This window comes from Streptomyces sp. enrichment culture, from assembly GCF_964273145.1.
In the GTDB taxonomy this organism is placed as follows: domain Bacteria; phylum Actinomycetota; class Actinomycetes; order Streptomycetales; family Streptomycetaceae; genus Streptomyces.
The window spans coordinates 451,882-469,199 of the sequence record NZ_OZ186873.1; the positions used below are offsets into that span (position 1 = coordinate 451,882).

The 17,318-nt window shown below is 74.1% G+C and carries 13 protein-coding genes; 6 read left to right on the forward strand and 7 right to left on the reverse strand.

Translation table 11 applies throughout. The annotated features are described in order from the left end of the window. Positions 1-3: 3 nt before the first annotated feature. Positions 4-2,025, reverse strand: a complete 2,022-nt coding sequence (locus ACSU6Z_RS02075) for a beta-galactosidase (protein ID WP_437042270.1) — start codon at positions 2,023-2,025, stop codon at positions 4-6. Positions 2,026-2,233: 208 nt separating this feature from the next. Between ACSU6Z_RS02075 and ACSU6Z_RS02080 the strand changes: the two genes are divergently transcribed. From ACSU6Z_RS02080 to ACSU6Z_RS02100, 5 genes are all read left to right on the forward strand, one after another. Continuing rightward, positions 2,234-3,544: an ABC transporter substrate-binding protein gene (locus ACSU6Z_RS02080; RefSeq protein ID WP_437042272.1), complete on the forward strand. Its 1,311-nt coding sequence runs from the start codon at positions 2,234-2,236 to the stop codon at positions 3,542-3,544. 86 nt (positions 3,545-3,630) lie between these two features. Next, positions 3,631-4,521, forward strand: coding sequence for a carbohydrate ABC transporter permease (locus tag ACSU6Z_RS02085; RefSeq protein ID WP_437050153.1), 891 nt, complete (start codon positions 3,631-3,633; stop codon positions 4,519-4,521). After that, entirely contained in the window at positions 4,518-5,423 is a 906-nt protein-coding gene (locus ACSU6Z_RS02090) for a carbohydrate ABC transporter permease (RefSeq protein ID WP_437042274.1), read from the forward strand. Before ACSU6Z_RS02085 ends, ACSU6Z_RS02090 begins: the two co-directional genes overlap by 4 nt. Next, a complete protein-coding gene (locus tag ACSU6Z_RS02095; protein WP_437042275.1) occupies positions 5,420-6,451 on the forward strand; it encodes a LacI family DNA-binding transcriptional regulator in 1,032 nt (343 codons plus the stop codon). Before ACSU6Z_RS02090 ends, ACSU6Z_RS02095 begins: the two co-directional genes overlap by 4 nt. Before the next feature lie 232 nt (positions 6,452-6,683). Further along, the gene (locus ACSU6Z_RS02100) at positions 6,684-7,094 is read left to right on the forward strand and encodes a MarR family winged helix-turn-helix transcriptional regulator (RefSeq protein ID WP_437042277.1); all 411 of its coding nucleotides are present in this window, start codon (positions 6,684-6,686) and stop codon (positions 7,092-7,094) included. A 260-nt stretch (positions 7,095-7,354) separates the two neighbouring features. Here the strand turns inward: ACSU6Z_RS02100 and ACSU6Z_RS02105 are convergent, their stop codons facing one another. From ACSU6Z_RS02105 to ACSU6Z_RS02125, 5 genes are all read right to left on the reverse strand, one after another. Beyond that, the gene (locus ACSU6Z_RS02105; protein WP_437042279.1) at positions 7,355-7,756 is read right to left on the reverse strand and encodes an SseB family protein; all 402 of its coding nucleotides are present in this window, start codon (positions 7,754-7,756) and stop codon (positions 7,355-7,357) included. Positions 7,757-8,020: 264 nt separating this feature from the next. Continuing rightward, positions 8,021-9,310, reverse strand: coding sequence for an alkaline phosphatase family protein (locus tag ACSU6Z_RS02110; RefSeq protein WP_437042281.1), 1,290 nt, complete (start codon positions 9,308-9,310; stop codon positions 8,021-8,023). Between the two features lie 73 nt (positions 9,311-9,383). Further along, positions 9,384-11,024, reverse strand: a complete 1,641-nt coding sequence (locus ACSU6Z_RS02115) for an alkaline phosphatase D family protein (RefSeq protein WP_437042282.1) — start codon at positions 11,022-11,024, stop codon at positions 9,384-9,386. Positions 11,025-11,299: 275 nt separating this feature from the next. Further along, complete coding sequence (locus tag ACSU6Z_RS02120; RefSeq protein ID WP_437042284.1) at positions 11,300-12,175, reverse strand: SGNH/GDSL hydrolase family protein; 876 nt, start codon at positions 12,173-12,175, stop codon at positions 11,300-11,302. A 289-nt stretch (positions 12,176-12,464) separates the two neighbouring features. Continuing rightward, positions 12,465-13,712: a peptidoglycan recognition protein family protein gene (locus ACSU6Z_RS02125; RefSeq protein WP_437042286.1), complete on the reverse strand. Its 1,248-nt coding sequence runs from the start codon at positions 13,710-13,712 to the stop codon at positions 12,465-12,467. A gap of 595 nt (positions 13,713-14,307) precedes the next feature. Between ACSU6Z_RS02125 and ACSU6Z_RS02130 the strand changes: the two genes are divergently transcribed. After that, positions 14,308-15,630, forward strand: a complete 1,323-nt coding sequence (locus ACSU6Z_RS02130; protein ID WP_437042288.1) for an ROK family protein — start codon at positions 14,308-14,310, stop codon at positions 15,628-15,630. A 171-nt stretch (positions 15,631-15,801) separates the two neighbouring features. On the opposite strand, the gene ACSU6Z_RS02135 is transcribed toward ACSU6Z_RS02130, so the two are convergent. Then, positions 15,802-17,316, reverse strand: coding sequence for a sialate:H+ symport family MFS transporter (locus ACSU6Z_RS02135; protein WP_437042290.1), 1,515 nt, complete (start codon positions 17,314-17,316; stop codon positions 15,802-15,804). Positions 17,317-17,318 lie beyond the last annotated feature (2 nt).

Below are 17,318 nucleotides of genomic sequence, written 5' to 3' on the forward strand. Positions count from 1 at the left end.
GGCTCAGCCGTCGAGCCGGACGACCCGGACGGCTCCCGCCGGGACCGTGAGCCGGCCCGCGACGCGCTCGCCGGCCGGCAGCCCGGTGCCGGGGGCGTCCAGCGGCACCTCGGCGTCCGACGCGGAGTGGTTGATCGCGAACAGGTAGGTGCCGGACTCGCCGGTGCGGCGCACCACCTCGACGTCGTGCGGCAGTTCGGCGCGGGGGGCGACGCGGGCGTCCCGGGCCGCCCGGTCCAGCACCGCGTCCAGGCCCTCGGCGCCGAGGCGGGTGGAGACGTACCAGGCGGTGCCCTCGCCGAGGCGGTGGCGGGTGACGGCCGGGCATCCGGCGGCCGGGCCGTCGGCGTACCTCCACACGGTCTCGGCGCCGCGCGGCACGACGAACTCCGTCCACACGTCCCCGTCCAGCTCGGCGCCGTCCGGGCCGGCCAGCCGCACCCGCTCCCCCGCCGGCAGCGGCGAGAACTCCTCCACCGTCAGCCCGAGGACGTCGCGCAGCGCGCCCGGGTGGGGACCCTCGTGGACGGCGTCGTGCTCGTCGACGATGCCGGAGAAGTACGACACGACGAGGGTGCCGCCCCCTTCGACGTACCGGCGGAGGTTGGCCCCGGCCGCCTTCGTCATCAGGTACAGGGCGGGGACGACGACCAGGGGGTACGCCGACAGGTCGGCTTCGGGGTGGGCGAAGTCGACCGTGAGGTGGCGGTCGTAGAGGGCCTCGTAGAAGGCGTCGGCGCGTTCGCGGGCGTCGTGGTCCACGCTGGGGCGCCACGGGAGCGACTGCGCCCACCAGGAGTGCCAGTCCCACAGCATCGCCGCGTCCGCCTCGGTGCGGGTGCCGCGGATCTCGGCCAGCGCGCCGAGCGTGGCGCCGAGTTCGGCGACCTCGCGCCACACGCGGGTGTCGGTGCCGCCGTGCGGGACCATCGCCGAGTGGAACTTCTCGGCGCCGCGCCGGGACTGCCGCCACTGGAAGAACATGGCTCCCTCGGAGCCGCGGGCGACGTGGGCGAGGGAGTTGCGGGCCATCTGGCCGGGGGCCTTGGCCGGGTTGCGGGGCTGCCAGTTGACGCCCGAGGTGGAGTGCTCCAGCAGCAGCCAGGGGGCGCCGCCGGCGACGGAGCGGGTGAGGTCGGCGGCCATCGCGAGGTTGACGTGGGTGCGGCGGCCGTCGGTGATCAGGTAGTGGTCGTTGGTGACGAGGTCGACCTCGCGGCCCCAGGCCCAGTAGTCGACGGAGTCGCACTGGCTCAGGGCCGTCATGAAGTTGGTGGTGACCGGGACGCCGGGTGAGAGGCGGTGCAGGATGTCCCGCTCGGCGACGAAGTTCTCGCGCAGGGTGGCGTCGGCGAACCGGCGGTAGTCCAGGGCCTGGGCCGGGTTGCCGACCGTGGGGGTCAGGCGCGGCGGGTCGATCTCCTCGAAGTCCGCGTAGCGCTGGCCCCAGAAGGCGGTCCCCCACGCCTCGTTGACGGCGCCGACCGTGCCGTACGTCGTCGCCAGCCAGCGGCGGAAGTGGGCGGCGCAGGTGTCGCAGTAGCAGGCCGAGACGGGTACGCCGTACTCGTTGTGGACGTGCCACATCGCCAGCGCCGGGTGGGCGCCGTAGCGTTCGGCGAGCCGGGTGGTGATCCGCGCGGCGGCGGCGCGGTAGGCGGGGCTGCTGTGGCAGATGGCGCCGCGGGAGCCGAACGCGTACCGCACGCCCTCGGCGGTGACCGGCAGCGCCTCGGGGTGGGCGCGGTAGAACCAGGCGGGCGGCACCACGGTCGGCGTGCCGAGGTCGACCCGGACGCCGGCCTCGTGCAGCAGGTCCAGGACCCGGTCGAGCCAGCCGAAGTCGTACTCCCCGGGCGCGGGCTCCAGCAGCGCCCAGGAGAAGATCCCGACGCTCACCATCGTGACGCCGGCCTCCCGCATCAGCCGGACGTCCTCCCGCCAGACCTCTTCAGGCCACTGCTCGGGGTTGTAGTCCCCGCCGAAGGCGAGCCCGGTCAGTCCTGCGGGGGTGGTCTCCGGCATGGGTGGTCTCCTGGTGGATCGATCGGCTGGGACATGCGGTGGGGACATGGATTGGGAACGTACACACACGTAGGCGATGACGTGAACCCAACATAACCGCACGGAAACAATCATTGACAAGTGTCTGGGATGTTTCTCTACTGTGAACGCTCACAGAAGCATGGGAGGCCCCCGCGGCAGGCGGGGGCCCAGGTCAGGGGAGAAAACCATGCCGTACACGAAGCGCCGCCGCCTCGTGACATCCGCCGTCGCCGTCGCGCTCGGCGCCACCACCCTCGCCGCCTGCGGCTCCTCCGGCGAGGCCCGCTCGGGCCCGGTCTCGCTCACGTACTGGACCTGGGCGCCCGGCATGGACAAGGTCGTCGACCTGTGGAACAAGGGGCCGGGCAAGAAGGAGCAGATCACCGTCACGGTGAAGAAGCAGGCGTCCGGCGACACGCTGGTCACCAAGATCCTCACGGCGCACAAGGCGGGCAAGGCGCCCGACCTGGTCCAGGCCGAGTACCAGGCGCTGCCGACGCTGGTCAGCAACGACGCCCTCGCCGACATATCCGGCGAGGTCGGTGACGTGAAGGGCAAGTTCGCCGACGGCGTCTGGCAGCAGGCCACGCTGGGCACGGACGCGGTGTACGCGGTGCCGCAGGACATCGGCCCGATGATGTTCTACTACCGCCAGGACCTGTTCGAGAAGTACGACCTGGACGTCCCCGAGACGTGGGACGAGTTCGCCGAGACGGCGCGCAAGCTGAAGAAGGCGGCGCCCGACAAGGACCTCACCACCTTCTCCGCCAACGACTCCGGTCTCTTCGCGGGGCTGGCCCAGCAGGCCGGCGGGAAGTGGTGGACGACCTCGGGCCAGAAGTGGAAGGTCGGCATCGACGACGAGGCCACGAGGAAGGTCGCGAAGTTCTGGGGCGGCCTCGTCGCGGAGGGCGCCGTCGACAACCAGCCGATGTACACCCCGGCCTGGAACAAGGCGCTCAACACCGGCGAGCAGATCGCCTGGATCAGCGCCGTGTGGGCGCCGGGCACGCTGAGCACGGCCGCGCCCGACACCAAGGGCAAGTGGGCCATGGCCCCGCTCCCCCAGTGGTCCGCGGACGAGAACCGCACCGGCAGCTGGGGCGGCTCCTCCACCGCCGTCACCACGGACTCCGAGCACAAGGACGCCGCCGCGAAGTTCGCCACCTGGCTGAACACCGACGCCGACGCGCTGAACGCGCTCGCCAAGGAGAGCGGCATCTACCCGGCGTCCACCTCCGCCCAGCTCAGCGGCGCCTTCGCCAATCCGCCGGAGTACTTCTCCAACCAGCCGGACTTCTACCGGAAGGCCGCCGAGATCGCGGAGACGACGGTGCCGGCCTCCTGGGGCCCGAACGTCAACGTCGCCTACACGTCCTTCAAGGACGCCTTCGGCGCCGCCGCCAAGAACAAGTCGGACTTCACCGCCGCCCTGAGGACCATGCAGGACGCCACGGTCGCCGACTTGAAGAAGCAGGGATTCGAGGTCGCGCCGTGACCGGCACCGCGGCACACCGGGGGCCGCACGGGGCCGGGGCCGCCCCGCACGGCCGCCCGTCCCCCGCCACCGCCCCCAAGGGGACGCTGCGCGCGCCCTACTTCTTCGTCCTCCCCGCCGCCCTGCTGTTCCTGCTGTTCTTCGCCCTGCCCATCGGCTACGCGGTCTGGCTCAGCTTCCGCAAGGTGAAGGTGTCCGGCCTCGGGCTGGGCTCCGGGGCCCGTACGGAGGTGTGGGCCGGCCTGGAGAACTACGCCGGCGCCCTCTCCGACAGCGAGCTGCTGGACGGCGCGCTACGCGTCCTCGGGTACGGCTGCCTCGTCGTGCCCGTGATGCTGGGCCTGGCCCTGCTGTTCGCGCTGATGCTCGACTCCGAGAAGGTCCGGTTCGCCCCGGCCACCCGCCTCGCGATCTTCCTGCCCTACGCCGTTCCCGGCGTCGTCGCGGCGCTGCTGTGGGGCTTCCTGTACCTGCCGGACGTCAGCCCCTTCCACTTCGTGCTGGACAGGCTGGGCCTGCCGCAGCCGGACCTGCTGGACGGCGGTCCGCTCTACCTCGCCCTGGCGAACATCGCGGTGTGGGGCGGCACCGGCTTCAACATGATCGTCATCTACACCGCGCTGCGGGCGATCCCGGCCGAGGTGTACGAGGCGGCGAAGCTGGACGGCGCCACCCCGCTGCAGATCGCGCTGCGGATCAAGATTCCGATGGTGGCGCCCTCCCTGGTGCTCACCTTCTTCTTCTCGATCATCGCGACGCTCCAGGTGTTCAACGAGCCGACCACCCTCAAGCCCCTCACCAACTCCGTGTCCACCACCTGGAGTCCGCTGATGAAGGTGTACCAGGACGCCTTCGGCAAGGGCGACATCCACGCGGCCGCCGCCCAGGCGACCCTCATCGCCCTGGCCACGCTGGTGCTGTCCTTCGGCTTCCTGCGGGCCGCGAACCGCCGCAACAAGCAGGAGGCAGCCCGATGAGCACCCTCGCCGTCCGCAAGGCCGCGCCGGCGGCGGGCACCACGCCCGGCACCGCCCAGGGACCGCCCCTGCGCCGCCGCATCGCGTTCGTCCCGACCCTCACGCTGCTGCTCGGCGCGGCCTACTGCCTGCTGCCGGTGGCCTGGGTGGTCATCGCCGCCACCAAGTCCGGCCGTGAACTGTTCTCCACCTTCACCTTCCTGCCGGGCACGGGCTTCACCGGCAACCTCGCCGACCTGAACGCCTACCGCGACGGCGTCTACTGGCGGTGGATGGGCAACTCCGCCCTCTACGCCGGGCTCGGCGCCCTGCTGTCCACGGCCGTGTCGGCGCTCGGCGGCTACGCGCTCGCCCTGTACCGCTTCCGCGGCCGGGAGACGCTGTTCAACGTGCTGCTGGCGGGCGTGCTGATGCCGCCGGTGATCCTCGCCGTCCCGCAGTACCTGCTGCTCGCGCAGGCGGACCTGACGGACTCCCGCCTGTCGGTGCTGCTTCCGCAGGTCCTCTCCCCCTACGGCGTGTACCTCGCGCGGATCTACGCCGCCGCGACCGTGCCCGCCGACGTGGTGGAGGCCGGGCGGATGGACGGCGCCGGCGAGTGGCGGATCTTCACCCGGATCGCCCTGCCGATGATGCTGCCGGGACTGGTGACGGTGTTCCTGTTCCAGTTCGTGGCCGTGTGGAACAACTTCCTGCTGCCGTACATCATGCTCAGCGACGACGAGAAGTTCCCGATCACGCTGGGTCTGCACACCCTGCTGGAACAGGGCGCCAACACGCCCGCCCTGTACACCCTGGTGATCACCGGCGCGTTCCTCGCGGTGTTCCCGCTGGTCGCGCTGTTCCTGGTCGTCCAGCGGTTCTGGAGCCTGGACCTGCTCTCCGGGGCCGTAAAGTCATGACCATGAGCAACACGGGGGCCCGGCGCAGACCGCCGACGATCCACGACGTGGCCCGCGAGGCGGGTGTCTCGCGGGGCACCGTCTCGCGCGTGCTCAACGGCGGGCACTACGTCAGCCCGGCCGCGCAGGAGGCCGTCAACGCCGCCATCCGCAAGACGGGGTACGTCGTCAACCGGCACGCCCGTTCGCTGATCACGGGCCGTTCGGACTCGGTGGGCTTCCTGCTGACCGAGCCGCAGGAGCGGTTCTTCGAGGACCCCAACTTCAACGTCCTGCTGCGCGGCTGCACCCAGGCGCTGGCCGCGCACGACATCCCGCTGCTGCTGATGCTGGCCGGGACGGACGACGAACGGCGGCGCATCATCCGGTACATCACCGCCGGGCACGTCGACGGGGTGCTGCTGGTCTCCAGCCACTCCGGCGACCCGGTCGCCGAGGAACTGCTGGCGGCGGGCGTGCCGCTGGTGGCGTGCGGCAAGCCGATCGGGCTGGGCTCCAAGGTGAGTTACGTGGCGGCGGACGACCGGGACGGCGCCCGCGACATGGTGCGGCACCTGCTGTCGCTGGGGCGGCGGCGGGTGGGCATGGTCACCGGCCCGCTCGACACCCCGGGCGGTGTGGAGCGCCTCGCCGGTTACAGGGAGGTGCTCCGCGAGGCGGGCGTCCCCCTCGACGACGACCTCGTCGTGTCCGGCGACTACAGCCGGGCCAGCGGCGAGGCGGGCGCCGAGCGGCTGCTGGCGCAGGCCCCGGACGTGGACGCCGTGTTCGTGGCGTCCGACCTGATGGCGCAGGGCGTGCTGACGGCGTTGCGGCGGGCGGGGCGCCGGGTGCCGCAGGACGTGGCGGTCGGCGGCTTCGACGACTCCCCCGCCGCCGTCGCCGCCAGCCCGGAACTGACCACCATCCGGCAGCCCTGGGACCGCATCAGCGCCGAGATGGTCCGGGTGCTGCTCGCCCGGATCGGCGGAGAGGAGCCGGCGGCGGTGATCCTGCCGACGGAGCTGGTCAGGCGGGGGTCCACGTAGCGGAAGCGGTGCCTGTGGCCAGGGGCGGGGGGTCCCGGGCGGGGGCCACGAGGTCCCGGGCGGGGAACCCGGGATCCCGGGTGGCGGACGCGGAACTCCGGGCGGGGGGCGCGGTCCCCGCCGCCGCGGACAGCGGTACGGCCACCGGGAGCCGGTCGGCCGCGCCCCGGTCCCTTGCGCGCGCACTGGTTGTCCGCACAAGGGGTGGCCGCAGCGGTGTTACCGTGCACGTATGGCAGTCAAGACGGCCGGTACGGAGCTCGCGGAACGGTGGCGGGAGATCCTGTCGGTGCACGCGCGCACGATGTGTGAGATCGACCGCGCGCTGCACCCGCACGGTCTGGGCGCGAGCGACTTCGAGGTGCTCGACATCCTCGCGTCCGCCACGCCCCGGGAGGGCGATCAGTGCCGGGTGCAGAACCTGGTCGGACAGGTCCACCTCAGCCAGAGCGCGCTGTCCCGGCTGATCGCCCGCCTGGAGAGGGAGGGCCTGGTGGAGCGGTCCGTCTGCGCGGAGGACCGGCGCGGCGTGTGGGTCGCCCTGACCCGCAAGGGCCGCGAACTGCACGCCGAGGTGCTGCCGCTGCAGCGGGCCGTGCTGGGGCGCGTGCTGGGCGGCCGGGACGCGTCCGGGGAAGCCTGACCGGCCCGGCGCGACGACGGCCTGATCCGGTCCCCGCACGGGCCCGGACAGGCACTGGCGGCCTCGGAGGCGCCGCGGGGCGTACCCGCCGACACCGCCACCGCGGCGGGCCGGACCGCCGCGGGTCACGGCGGGGACCCGGCGGTCCCCCGGCGGCGAACCGCTCACCGTGCCGGCCACCGAGCCGACGGGCCCGCCGGCGCCGCCCACCGTCCCGCCCGCGGCGACACGGGGCCGCGGGCCGCCGGGGCCGCGCTCCCCTACGGGCGGGCCAGCAGGGTGCGTACCCCCTCGGAGGTGAGGGTGAGCCGGTGGTCCGAACTGGCGTCGATGGCCAGGGAGAGGTCGTCGGCGGGCCAGTGGGCGGCCAGGGCGCCCAGCGGCACCAGCCGGTAGCGGGAGACGGAGGGCAGCAGCTCGGACATCTCCAGTTCGGAGGTGAACACGGGCACGACCTGCCCGCCGCCCGGCTGCTCCAGGACCGGGAGCGACACGACCGCCGGGTTGGCGGCGTCCTCGTCGCCGGCGTCGTCGGGGACGGGCACGAGCACGTCGCTGCTCGCGAGCGTCTCCAGCGCCGCCGTGTCCTCGGTGTTCCGGGCGAGCGCGTCCAGTGCGCGCTGGGCGGGCGTGGCGGTGTTGTCGTTCGCGGGTGTGTTCATGATGAGTCCCTGATAGCGGCGGTCGTGCGACCCGCCCGCGCGGTGACGGCCGGGGCACGGTCGTACGGCCCGTCCGGAGGACGATCGGTCCGGACATGGTCCTGCCTCGCGTACCCGGGTCGGTCCCGGCGCAATCCTGTGCGGCGGACTCCGTGCCCCGGGCGCACCCGCCCCGTCACGGCGGCGTCCTCGCCGGCCCGCGGCCCGGAGCGGGGCATCGGGGACGCCCCGGCCGGTCGCCACCGGCTCCCTCGCGGCGCACGCCTACCCCGCGGCCCGGTCGAAGGCGTCGGTGCGGGCGGTGCCGTCCCAGCCGCCGGAGGGGGCGCGCAACCCGTACAGGGCGGCGATCGTCGGGGCCACGTCGACCGTGCGGGCCGGGGCGTCGCTCACCCGGCCTCGGCGGACGAGGGGCGCGCCGCCGGAGACGAAGAAGGGGATGGGCAGGGTCGCCGGGTGCCCGTGGTTGCCGGGGATGGGGTTGGAGTACGGGCGCGGGTCGCTGAAGCGGTAACCGGGGCGGGCGTACGCGACGAGGTCCCCGGCCCGGTCGCCCAGGCGCAGTTCCTCGGGGGCGTGCACCGACAGCACGCCCTCCTGCGCCGCGACCAGCTCCCGCATCCGGGCGACGGCCCGGTTCCTGGAGTCCTCCGGTCCCGTCCAGTAGAGCAGGTCGGCCCCGCCGTTCTGGGCGATGGCGTACCGGTCCCTCAGCAGCGGGTCGGCGTCGAGGACGGGGGCGAGGGTGACCATCGCGGTGGGGAGCGACCAGTCCATGGAGTGGTCGGCGAGCACGAGGACCACGCTCGTCGACCACCTGCCCGTCTCCACGAGGTGGTCGACCAGGCGTCCGACCTGGTGGTCGGTGGCGGCGAGCGCGCTCTTGCGGGCGGCCTCCACCGTCGTGCCGCTGACGTCGCTGTGGCCGACCCGGTCCACGTCGCCGAAGTTCACGAACACCAGGTCCGGGTCGGAGCCGTCGATCACGGCGATGGCCGCGTCCGCGGTGAAGGAGTCCGGGGCGTGCCCGGTGACCGGCACGAGCGGCTCCGGCTTCCACCGGACGTCGGCGCGGGTGCCGAAGATGCCGTGCAGGTAGCGCTTGGAGAGCACGGTGCCGCTGGTGAGGCCCTTGGCGCGCAGCAGTTCGAAGACGGTCGTCGCCCGCAGGTCCGTCGGTCGGTCCAGGTCGCGCACGGCCCGCTCGGCGGGGTCGTACACGGAGTTGGCGGGCACCTGGGAGCGGTCGGGGCGCACGCCCGTCATCATCATCACGTGGTTGGGGATGGTCTCCATCACCGGCAGCGACTGCGCGGCCGGGTACGTGGTGCCCTCGTCGCGCAGCTTCGACAGCCGCGGCATGAGGACGGGGCGTATCTCGTCCGGGCGGCACCCGTCGACGACCAGGACGTAGGTGCGCAGCCGGGGGCCGGGCGGGCCGGCGGTGGCCGTCCGCACGCCGACGCCGCCGAGGACGACGCCGCCCGCCCCGCCGGCCACGGTGGCCAGGACCTTGCGTCGGGAGGGACCGGGGTGTGCGTGGTGGCGGGGCATGGGGCGTCTCCAGGAGCGTGCGGAGGGGGCGGCCCGTCCGGCTGGGGCCGGACGGGCCGCGGACGGGAGCGGGTCAGTCGGCGAGCGGGATGGCGGCGGGGGTGACGCGGTTGCTGCCGGCCTCCACCTGCCAGCCGGCGGCGCGGCGCGGGCGGGCGTCCGGGTCGACGGGGTCACTGATGTAGACCCAGTCCATCTGGACGCGCTCGGGGGTGACTTCGAGCAGGGAGTAGCCGTGCGAGTCGAACTCCACCATCTTGACGTGCCGGTTGGCGGCCTTGATCGACTCCTCGACGGCGATCGAGGTGGTGCGCGGTTCGGACCCGGTGATCTCGTCCAGGTTGTCCGAGGTGACGGACGTGCACACCAGCTCGGTGGCGACCGAGGGTGCCGTCGGGTACGCGCCGGCGTCCAGCGGGAGGTCGGCGGCCCAGGACGAGTGGATGTCGCCGGTGAGGAAGACGGTGTCGTCGATGCCGTTGTCGTGCAGGTGGGACAGGAGCTCGCGGCGGTCGGCGGTGTAACCGTCCCACTGGTCGACGTTGTACGGCACTCCCTCGGGCGGCAGCAAGCCCGTCATGTCGGCGAGCGGCCTGGCGATCCCCTCCGGCAGCGGCGGGAAGAGGACGGGGGCGATCATCACCGGGTTGCCGACGAGCTTCCAGCGCGCCCGCGTGGTGGCGAGGCCGTCCTTGAGCCAGCGCATCTGCTCGTCACCGGTGATGGTGCGCGCGGGGTCGCCGACGGCGTCGAGGTCCCGGTCGTCGACCTGCTTGCTGCGGTAGCTGCGCAGGTCGAGCATGGACAGGTCGGCCAGGGAGCCGAAGGAGAGGCGGCGGTAGAGGCGGCGCGGGTCGGGTTCGCGCACCGGCATCCACTCGCCCCAGGCCCGGCGGGCGGCGGCCCGGCGGGCCTGCCAGTCGCCCTCGGTGCCGGGCGTGTGGTTCTCCGCCCCGCCGGACCACGCGTCGTTGGCGGACTCGTGGTCGTCCCAGGTGACGACGAAGGGGGCGGCGGCGTGCAGGGCCCGCAGGTCGGGGTCGGCCTTGTACTGGGCGTGGCGGCGACGGTAGTCGGAGAGGGTCACCATCTCCTTGTCCGGGTCGTGCGCGCGTCCGATCTCCGAGCCCGGACCGTACTCGCCGTCCGCGTACTCGTAGAGGTAGTCGCCCAGGTGCAGCACCGCGTCCAGGTCCGAACGCGCGGCCAGGTGGCGGTAGGCCGAGAAGAAGCCGGCCATGTAGTTGGCGCAGGAGACGACGCCGAAGCGGAGCGAGGACACCGCCGCGCCGGGGGCCGGCGCGGTCCGGGTACGGCCGACGGGGGAGGTCCGGCCCTCGCAGACGAAGCGGTACCAGTACGTGGTGGCCGCGTCGAGGCCGTCGACGTCGACCTTGACCGTGTGGTCGCCCTGCGGGCCGGCGGTGGCCGAGCCGCGTCGGACGACGCGGCGGAACTCGCGGTCGGCGGCGACCTCCCAGCGCACGGGGACGGTGGGGCCCGTTCCCGAGCCGGGCTGCGCCTCGGGGGTGGGGGTGACCCGGGTCCACAGGACGACGGCGTCGGGCAGCGGGTCGCCCGACGCCACGCCGTGGCCGAATACCTCGCCGGGCTCGGGGACCGCGGTGGCGCGCAGGGCGGTCAGGGGGGAGGTGACCGCGACGACCGTGAAGCCGGTGGCGGACAGGAAGCGGCGGCGGTTGGGGAATGACACGTTCCGCTTTTTAACGGGGGAAGGTGATTCCCGGGAGAACGGAAGGTGAGACCGGGGTCAACAGCCGATTCCGCCGGGGCGCGCCCTGCTCCGCCGTGCGGCGCCGCGCGCCCAGAGGGCCGGCGCCCTGCCCGTCACCGCCTCCGTGGCGGACGGGTCGCGGCGGCCCCTGCCCCGTCGTCCGCCGCGGCGGCGGACCACCGCCCGGGCGTTCCCGCCCGCCCGGCGGCGGGGCGCGGCACCGGCTCCGGGGGGACCGGCCCCCGCGGCACGGGTCAGCCGAGTCCCAGAACCGCCAGCGTCTGCTGCGCCATCCGGCTCTCGCCCAGAGCGTTGGGGTGGACGGGAACCACGTTGGTCCCGAAGAGCAGGGGCTCCACCCAGCGGGTGGAGCCGGACCGGCAGGCGTCGTGCCCCTCGGAGGTCCGGGAGAAGTCCACGTACGTGGCGCCGGTCTCGCGGGCGGCACGTGCGATGGCCTCGTTGAGGCGCGCCTGGATGCCGCGCAGGTAGGGCACGTCACCGGAGGCGATCGGCATCCTGGCGTAGCAGGACGGCTCGGCGACGGGCGGCAGGATCCACGGGTAACCGAGGACGGCGACCCGCGCGTCGGGGGCCTTGGCCCGGATCTTTCGGAGGGCGGCCTTCACGGCCGGGTAGGTGCTGTCGTCGATCCGGTCGGCGAACGTGCTGCCGTACAGGGTCTTGCAGGGGCTGCCGTGACCGCCGGTGGCGATGCCGGCCGTGCCGCAGGCCAGCAGGGCGCCGATGAAGGTGTTGTCGTCGTTGCCGCCGATCGTCAGGGTCACCAGCCGGGTGCCGCCGCGCACGGCGTCGAGTTGCGGGGGGACACCCGGGTACTGGGCCGTGGAGAAGTGCGCGGTCCGGGCGCCGCCGCAGGTGACGTCCGTGAGGGCGGCGCCGGTGCGGGCGGCTATGACGCGGGGGTAGTTGAGCGTGGACCGCATGCAGGGCAACGGTGCTCGCAGGTCGACGGGGAGGATGCCGGAGCCCGCGCTGTAGCTGTCGCCGAGGGCGACGTACGGCAGGGGGTCGGCGGCCTGTGCGGGGGGACCGGCCAGGCCGATGGCCACCGCGCAGGCGGCGGTGACGGCCGCGGTCAGGGCACGGCGGAGGGCGCGTCTGGGCATCCGTTCTCTCCTCGGAGTCGGACCTGCCGGATCCGGGCACGGCGGTGCCCGGCGGCGTGCGGACGGGGCCCGGCGGGCAGTCGGCGGCGGTCGCGCGCCCGCGGGCGGCCCGCACACCGGCGACGACACGGGGAACGCCGGGTTACTGAACGGTTCTACCGTTAGGTAGCGTGCAGCCCGCCCGACGCTCCGTCAACGAAACCGACAAGACTTCCCGAAACCGCCGCACCGCCCGGCCGCCCCGGATCGACGCGCTGTCAGGCCGACGTACTGTCAGGCCGACGCGCCGTCAGGCCGAGGAGCCGGGACGGGAACCGGCCGGGCCGCCGCCCGCGGCCATCGGCGCCATGGCGTTCCGGCTGCCCCCGGAGGAGGCGCCGGCGATGAACGCGGCGGCCCGGGCACGGATGGCGGGCAGCTCGGCGTACAGCCGGGCGCCGGGGCACTCGGTGTTGTAACCGTCGCGGTGGCCGTGGATCGCCGGGAGGCTCAGCTTCGCCCCCTTGGCCCACGTCGCGCCGGCGTGGTTGCGGCCGGCGGCGCCGGCGGTGAGCGTGGCGGTGCCCGCCGGATCGACGCCGTACTGGCCGAGCTTCCACGCCGCCAGCTTCGCCACCGAGTCCAGGACCGCCGCGCCGGGGACGGCGTCCGTGTAGCTGCCGAGCACCGCGACGCCGCTGGTCTGCGTGTTGAAACCGTAGGCGTGGGCTCCCAGGACAGGGCGGTCGACACCGCCCCTGCGCCCCTCGTAGAGCGTGCCGCACTTGTCGACGAGGAAGTTGTAGCCGATGTCCTTCCAGCCCAGTTGCCGCACGTGGTAGGTGTGGATCCCGCGCAGCACGGCCGGGGCCTCGGCGCAGGTGTAGGCGTTGGACCCGGCGGTGTGGTGGACCACCATCGCCTCGACCTTTCCGCCCGGCAGGTAGCCGGGGGCCTGCGGGCTGATCGACTCGTCCGCTCCCCACCCGGCCCGGGACACGATCGCCGGGCGCGGTACCGGCGCGCTCTGCGGGGCGGATCCGGGGCCGACGACCGGCGACGGCACGGGTGCGGTCCCGCCGGGGACGCCGGGCCCCGGATCGATCAGGTCCAGGCGCAGCCCTTCGGGCAGGGCGAGGGAGCCGTCCGCGTCCGGGACGACCCGGATCTCCACGCCGTCGGACGGACCCACCCACGCCGGGGCGGTACCGCCCCGCAGTGCCGGCTCCTCCCCCCGGGCGTCGTCACCGTCCAGCCGCAGCCACCCGGACCAGCGGTCCGTCCCCCTGGCCCGGGTGCGCACCTCGACGGTCGCGGTCAGCCGGGCGTCGGGGTCGTCCCAGGTGGCTCCCAGCAGGCTGAAGGGGCCGGTGTCCGTCCCGGTGAGCACGGTGCCGTCCCGGCCGTCCGGGACCGGCACCGTACGGGTCCGGCCGGGCCCCCGCGGCGGGGCGCCGGAACCCGTGCCGTCGTCTCCCTGTGCTCCGGCAGCACAGACGATCTCGAGGATCAGCGTTCCCGCCGCGGCTGCCGCGGCCCAGCGCCTTCTGCTCCACACGTGTCGACTCCCTCGCCGGCCGGCGTTCCCTGATCGAATCGCACGTGAGTGTGGCAGCCGTCCGGCGTTCGTCGGATCATCGACACGGGAGTACGGCCGGTGTCCCGGGCGCGCCTCCCCGCAGGGGTGAGGAACCGCGGGCCGAATGGCGGACCGGCGGCTACGGCACACGCCCCTCGTACGGCCTCCGCCACACGCCGAACGACGGCGCCGGTTACGGCGCCCCCCGAGGTCCGCGATCCGGGGGAGGCCGCCCTCCACCAGGGGTGCCGGCGGGGCCGGACGGCCGCCGGGGCGGTCCTGGCGGCCTTTCCGCGGGGACGGCCCGTACCGAGTCGGCCTCCAGCGCCTGGGCCGCCCGGCCGGGGGCGACGGCGCCGACGGCTGCGGCCCGGATCCCGCCCATGGCTCCGGAGGCCTTCCGGGAAGTGGCGGGGCCGCCCGCGAAGGGGCCGGGGCGACGCCCCGCGCCCCACGCCCCGTCCCGAAATCCCCCACCGCTTAATTCAGGGCGTGAGTTAAACCCCATGTGAAGGGCGCGTCAAGGGCTCGGCCACATGTAGGTTGCGGTGAGGACTTCACGACGAGGGGCAGGGTGAGTATGCGCGGCGGCCGTACGGTGCGTGACCTGCGACGGGAGAACCGCACCGCCGTACTGCAACGGTTGTATTTCGACGGGCCGCTCAGCCGGTTCTCGCTCGGGCCCGCCACCGGGCTGAGCTCCGGCTCGGTGAGCAACGTGGTGTCCGAGCTGGTCGCGGAGGGGCTGGTGGAGGAGGCCGGCAGCGTCGACTCGGCCGGTGGCCGCCCCCGTACGCTCCTGCGGGTCAGCGCGCACAGCGGCTACATGATCGGCATCGACGTGGGTGAGACCCGGGTGCGGATCGAGCTGTTCGACCTCGCCCTCACCGAGCTGGCCCGGGTCGAGAGACCGCTGGAGACCCGGGGCCCGCGCCGCGTCGACCGCTACGACGTCGATGTCGTGGTGGCGCACTTGCGCGAGGGCGTCCCCCAGGTGCTGGAGCGGGCCGGCATCGCGGTGGACCGGCTGCTCGGCGTCGGGATCGGCGTGCCGGGCATCGTGGCCGGCACCGCCGAGGACGGCGCCGTCGTGCACGGCCAGACCATCGGCTGGGACGCCGTCCCCCTGGAGCGGATGCTGCGCGAGTCCCGGCTCCTGCCCGAGTCCGTGCCGTACTACATCGACAACGGGGCCAAGACGCTCGGCCAGGCGGAGATGTGGTTCGGCGCCGGGCGGGGCGCGCGGAGCGCGGTGGTGGTGCTCTTCGGCTCCGGCGTCGGCGCCTGCGTCGTCACCGACGACGTGCGGCCGGGCCGGGCCGTGGAGTGGGGGCACCTGACGGTGCGGGTGCGCGGACGGCGGTGCCGCTGCGGCGCGCGGGGCTGCCTGGAGGCGTACGCGGGGGCCGAGGCCCTGCTCCAGCGCTGGGCGGAGGCGGGCGGCCGGCCCCCCGCGGGCGTGGACGAGGAGACCGCGCTCACCGCGATGCTCGCCGCGGCCTACCCGGCGCCGGACGGGACGGGGGCCTGTCCGGAACCCGACGCGACGGCCCTGGCCGTGCTGGAGGAGACCGCCGAGTACCTCGGCGCGGGGTTCTCCGACCTGATCAACCTCTTCCAGCCGGAGCGCATCCTGGTCGGCGGCTGGGCCGGGCTCCAGCTCGGCCGGCGCTTCCTGGACTCCGTGACGGCCCACGCCAGGTCGTACTCCCTGGCCTACCCGGCCGCCCGCGTCCGCATCGAGCTCGGCATGCTGGGACCGGACGCCGTCACGGTCGGCGCCGCCATCCTGCCGCTCGCCGACTTCTTCGCGCGCGGCGGCCGGCGGGAGGAGGCCGGAGCGGAGGAACCGGACCCGGCGTGGCGGACGGCCCTGCGGGAGCGCTCGGCGCGGTGAGTGGCGGCGACGGCGGAAGCGCTCGGCGCGCTGCCGCCGAGGACCGGCGGGGCGGGGCCGGCGGACCCGGTCCCGCCCTCACCTTCCTGCGCCGCAAGTGCTCAGCCCGGGAACGGGTGCCGGCGGCCCGGTGCCGCAGGCTCACGGCACCGGCCGCCCTGTGCCGCCCGGTCAGTGGTCCGTCGGGCGGGTGCCGGTGTCCCGCTGCGGGCGGTCCGCGGGGGACGGCAGTTCCCGGTCGGTGGCCGTCGCCGCCTCCACGAGGAGGTGGTCGGGGACGGCTTCGGGGTCGGCGAACCGGTTCAGGCGGCTGGGGACGTCGCAGCCGATCAGCACGATCACCACGAGGGTCAGGGCGAAGGTGAGGACGGCGAGCGACCGGCCCAGGGACATCGCCGAGGCCAGGTGCGCGCCGAGGACCGGGGCCACGGCGCCGCCCAGCGCACCGACGTTGTAGGTGAAGCCCAGGGACGCGGCGCGGATCTCGGTCGGGAAGTGCCCGGCGATGAACTTGGGCAGCAGCCCCGAGACGCCCTGCATGCAGGCGAGCATCAGGAACAGCAGGACGCCCAGCCCGAACAGGCTGTCCTGGACGGCGAAGACCGGGAAGACGAAGGCGAGGCCGGCCAGCAGGGTGCCGGCGTACGCCCTGCGCGTGCCGAACCGGTCACCGAGGAAGCCGGTGGCGACGCAGCCGGCCATGGTGCCGAAACCGGCCCAGTAGAGCGCGTCGCTGACCTGCGCCGGGGTGTAGCCGAGCTCGGTCTTCAGGTAGGTCGGCAGCAGGGCCTGGACCGGCCAGCTGTAGAGGAACGCGCAGAAGACGGTGACGCACAGCGCGACGAGGAGCGGCCAGCGCCTGCGTCCGCCCAGCTGCACGGCGAACGCGGTCAGGCAGGCCGCCGCCACGACGGACAGCAGGGGTACCGCCCCGGCGCCGAGCGGGGTGAACGCCGCGAGGAGCGAGCCGGTGGCGACGGCTGCGAGGACGGTGTTGGCCCAGGCGCGGGCGCGGCCGGCGAACAGCGGCCGGAACGGGTTCGGCCGCCTTCCGGCGGCTCCCACCCGCGCCTCCCAGTCGTCGGCCTCGGGCAGCGCCCGGCGCACCCACAGGGCGACGGCCACGGGCAGCAGCCCGAGGTAGAACAGCCAGCGCCAGCCGTGGGCCGGCACCACGTGCTCGTAGACCTCGGCCGCCAGGACGCCGCCCAGGGAGAACCCGGAGATGAGGAACCCGGAGGCGCGGTTGCGCAGCCGGGCGGGCCAGGTCTCCAGGACGTAGGTGGCGCTGGCGCTGTACTCCCCGGCCATGCCCATCCCGACCAGCAGGCGGGCGGCGAACAGGCTGGTGTAGTCCCAGGCGAATCCGCAGGCGAACGTGCCGAAGGAGTACAGCAGGATGCCGGCGACCATGGCGCTCCTGCGGCCGAAGCGGTCACCGAGGGCGCCGAGCAGGGCGCCGCCGAGCCATCGGGTGACGAAGGCGCCGGAGACCAGGCTCGCGGACTCGACGGCGGACAGGCCGAAGTCGTCGGCGATCTCGGTCAGCACGAGGGTGATCAGGACGAAGTCGAAGCCGTCCAGGACGTATCCGAGCCAGGCGGCGAAGAACGACTTCCCCTTCTCCCGGCCGATCTCGCGGTACCAGGGCGGGGGTTTCGGGGCGGTGCGTGCGGAGGGCTTCACGG

Coding starts and splice junctions, on each gene's coding strand:
- ACSU6Z_RS02105 (WP_437042279.1), bottom strand. CDS start 7,756: ATGAACACACCCGCGAACGACAACACCGCCACGCCCGCCCAGCGCGCA.
- ACSU6Z_RS02110 (WP_437042281.1), bottom strand. CDS start 9,310: ATGCCCCGCCACCACGCACACCCCGGTCCCTCCCGACGCAAGGTCCTG.
- ACSU6Z_RS02100 (WP_437042277.1), top strand. CDS start 6,684: ATGGCAGTCAAGACGGCCGGTACGGAGCTCGCGGAACGGTGGCGGGAG.
- ACSU6Z_RS02095 (WP_437042275.1), top strand. CDS start 5,420: ATGACCATGAGCAACACGGGGGCCCGGCGCAGACCGCCGACGATCCAC.
- ACSU6Z_RS02080 (WP_437042272.1), top strand. CDS start 2,234: ATGCCGTACACGAAGCGCCGCCGCCTCGTGACATCCGCCGTCGCCGTC.
- ACSU6Z_RS02090 (WP_437042274.1), top strand. CDS start 4,518: ATGAGCACCCTCGCCGTCCGCAAGGCCGCGCCGGCGGCGGGCACCACG.
- ACSU6Z_RS02120 (WP_437042284.1), bottom strand. CDS start 12,175: ATGCCCAGACGCGCCCTCCGCCGTGCCCTGACCGCGGCCGTCACCGCC.
- ACSU6Z_RS02075 (WP_437042270.1), bottom strand. CDS start 2,025: ATGCCGGAGACCACCCCCGCAGGACTGACCGGGCTCGCCTTCGGCGGG.